Raw genomic sequence first — 3,270 nt, forward strand, 5'->3', positions numbered from 1 at the left:
CTTTTTGTCGGACGCAACAAGTCCGTCAGTGCGCTCTCCAGCGCCATGAACAAGGACAAGCGCATTTTCCTGGCCACCCAGAGAAATGCCGGCGTGGATAACCCCGCTGAAAAGGATATCTGCGATGTGGGCGTGATCGGTACCGTGCTCCAGCTGCTGCGGCTTCCCGACGGCACCGTCAAGGCACTGATCGAAGGAAAACAGCGCGCCCGAATCGAAAGCTACGTGCCCAACCCCGAGTTCTTTGAGGTCGAGCTGTCCATGCTGCCGGATATTCCCGGTGACACCATCGAGGTGGAAGCCCTGATGCGCGCGGTGATTGACGACTTCAGCGAATATGCCGCCATCAACAAGAGCATCTCCAAGGAACTGCTCGCCAAGATTTCCGCCATTTCCGATCCGTCAAAGCTGGCCGATTCGGTGGCGTCGCATTTCTCGTTCAAGCTCGAAAACAAACAGAATCTGCTGGAAACCGCCGACCTGGGCAAGCGCCTTTCCCTGCTGGTCAAGCTGATCAAACTGGAAATGGAAGTGTACCAGATGGATCAGCGGATCAAGGGCCGGGTCAAGGACCAGATGGAAAAGACCCAGAAAAACTACTACCTGAACGAGCAGATGCGGGCCATCAAAAAGGAGATGGGGGCTGAAGATGAAGGGGGCGACGAGCTAAAGGATCTGGAAAAGAAGATCAAGCGCAAGCGGATGTCCAAGGAGGCCTCGACCAAGGCCCGCCAGGAGTTCAAAAAGCTCAAGCTCATGACCCCCATGTCGGCCGAAGCCACGGTGGTGAGAAATTATATCGACTGGATGATCAGCCTGCCGTGGTTCAATAAAAGCCGCATCCGCAACGATCTGATCGAGGCGGAAAAAATTCTCAACGAAGACCACTACGGGCTGGAAAAACCCAAGGAGCGTATCCTCGAGTACCTGGCGGTGCAGACGCTGGTGAAAAAACTGCGCGGCCCCATTCTGTGCCTGGTGGGTCCGCCCGGGGTCGGCAAGACCTCCCTGGCCAAATCCGTTGCCCGTGCCACGGGGCGCAAGTTCGTGCGTCTGTCCCTGGGCGGCGTGAGGGACGAGGCCGAAATACGGGGTCATCGCCGCACCTACATCGGGGCCATGCCCGGCAAGATAATCCAGTCCCTGAAAAAGGCCGGGGTGAACAACCCGGTCTTCTGCCTGGATGAAGTGGACAAGATGAGCATGGACTTCAGAGGCGATCCGTCATCCGCCCTCTTGGAGGTGCTGGATCCGGAGCAGAATTACAGCTTCAACGACCATTATCTGGACATGGATTACGATCTGTCGGATATTTTGTTTATCACCACCGCCAACACGCTGCCGGACATCCCGCTGCCGCTGCAGGACCGCATGGAGATCATCCGGCTGCCCGGCTACACGGAGCTGGAAAAATACAACATCGCCAAACAGTTCCTGGTGCCCAAACAGATCTTGGCCAATGGCCTCGAGGACGAAAATATCGCTTTCTCCAAGGCGGCCATATACATGATGATTCAGCGCTATACCCGTGAGGCGGGTGTGCGCAACTTGGAGCGGGAGATCTCATCCATCTGCCGCAAGACCGCGCGAAAAGTGGTCAACCAGAAGGACAAGAAAAAACATACTATCTCGGCCACCACCATCACCAGCCTTCTGGGGCCGCCGCCATTCAAGATCAGCCAGATCGAGGAAACGGATCAGATCGGCCTGGTGACCGGCCTGGCCTGGACCCAGGTTGGCGGCGAACTGTTGTGCGTGGAAACGCTGACCATGCCCGGAAAAGGGAAACTCAGCATCACCGGCAAGCTGGGTGACGTGATGAAGGAGTCGGCCCAGGCGGCGGTCAGTTTCGTTCGCTCCCGATCCGACAATCTGGGCATCCATAAGAATTTTTACAAAGAGCTGGATCTGCACATCCACATTCCCGAAGGCGCCATTCCCAAAGACGGCCCGTCGGCCGGGATTTCCATGTGTACCTCGCTGGTTTCCGCGTTGACCCGCCGGCCGGTTCGCCGGGACGTGGCCATGACCGGCGAGATCACCCTGCGTGGGCGGGTGCTGCCCATCGGCGGCCTGAAGGAAAAAATGCTGGCCGCCCTTCGGGGCGGGATCCGTAAGGTGATCATTCCCAAGGAAAACGAGAAAGATTTGAAGGATATCCCCAAGGTCGTCACCCGGCAGATGAAAGTGGTGACGGTGGACCACATGGACGAGGTGCTGGTCCATGCACTGGTGCTGGGCCAAGGTGAGCGGCTTTTCACCAACAACGACATGCCTCTCCCGGTGGAACAAGGCGGCTCCGACCAACCCCAGATATCCATCAATTAAAAAGTGTTAGCCTATTTATTTTGGGCTTGACTTTGTCAGGGTGAATTGGTAGCTAAGCACTTCTTCTTTTGCCGGTGTGGGAAAGAAGGCTCTTTATAAATTCGGGCGGATAGCTCAGTTGGGAGAGCACCGGCCTTACAAGCCGGGGGTCACAGGTTCAAGCCCTGTTCCGCCTACCAGCCAACACGCTGATATCACTTTCGGGGGCGTAGTTCAGTTTGGTTAGAACGCCGGCCTGTCACGCCGGAGGTCGCGAGTTCGAGTCTCGTCGCTCCCGCCACTACATAGTAAAGGGTTCACAAGAAATTGTGAGCCCTTTTTTTATGGTCTAAAAATACATACCCAACAAAATTTGACTAAGGGCCATCAGCCCTCTGGCCCAGTTTCGAGTGCCGAAATTACTCTTTCAGGATTCGGAGCCAATAGAGCTATGTTTCAATGGTCAATACAGCGGCAGGGGGTGATCACGCCAACAATATGGTTCATCCGACAAAAGTGTGTTTTGTATTATGAAGTGCCATGATTTAATGAAAACATGAATCAAGGAAACAGCCACCGTCACCGCCACCTCAGCATCCAATAAAGTGCAGATGAGTTGATAGAAATCATACGATATAGATCTCAGTCTTGAACTTAAATATAAACCTAAAGCTCACTCAGCACCATTTCTTGTTTGTGATTGCGAAATATTTTACAGATGGTAATCTCCTCACATTTCTCAAGGGATTCTCGCTGTCAATATGTTCCTGAGACCGCGACAAAAAATGAAAAAAAGATGAATATTCTTCATTTAAACAGTATGATAGGCATTCGATATAGAAAAAGAATTACTCAAGTCACGTAACGGATAGGTACCATGTCAATGCCTCGAGGTTAAGTTTTCAGCGCTTACCCGTCACCAGCCTGAATTTTTCACTATTTTGCTTTAGTCTATAATCATAC

1 protein-coding gene and 2 tRNA genes are annotated in these 3,270 nt (G+C 53.3%); all 3 read left to right on the forward strand.

From position 1 onward, the window contains the following. A partial coding sequence (gene lon / locus ABYV26_RS23480; RefSeq protein ID WP_372683782.1) for an endopeptidase La occupies positions 1-2,328 on the forward strand: 2,328 nt, incomplete at its 5' end. Between the two features lie 103 nt (positions 2,329-2,431). Next, positions 2,432-2,507: transfer RNA gene (locus ABYV26_RS23485), tRNA-Val, on the forward strand. A 23-nt stretch (positions 2,508-2,530) separates the two neighbouring features. Beyond that, a tRNA-Asp gene (locus tag ABYV26_RS23490) sits at positions 2,531-2,608 on the forward strand. Positions 2,609-3,270 lie beyond the last annotated feature (662 nt).

Origin of the sequence: Desulfosarcina sp., assembly GCF_041551955.1 — a bacterium.
Classification (GTDB): domain Bacteria; phylum Desulfobacterota; class Desulfobacteria; order Desulfobacterales; family Desulfosarcinaceae; genus Desulfosarcina.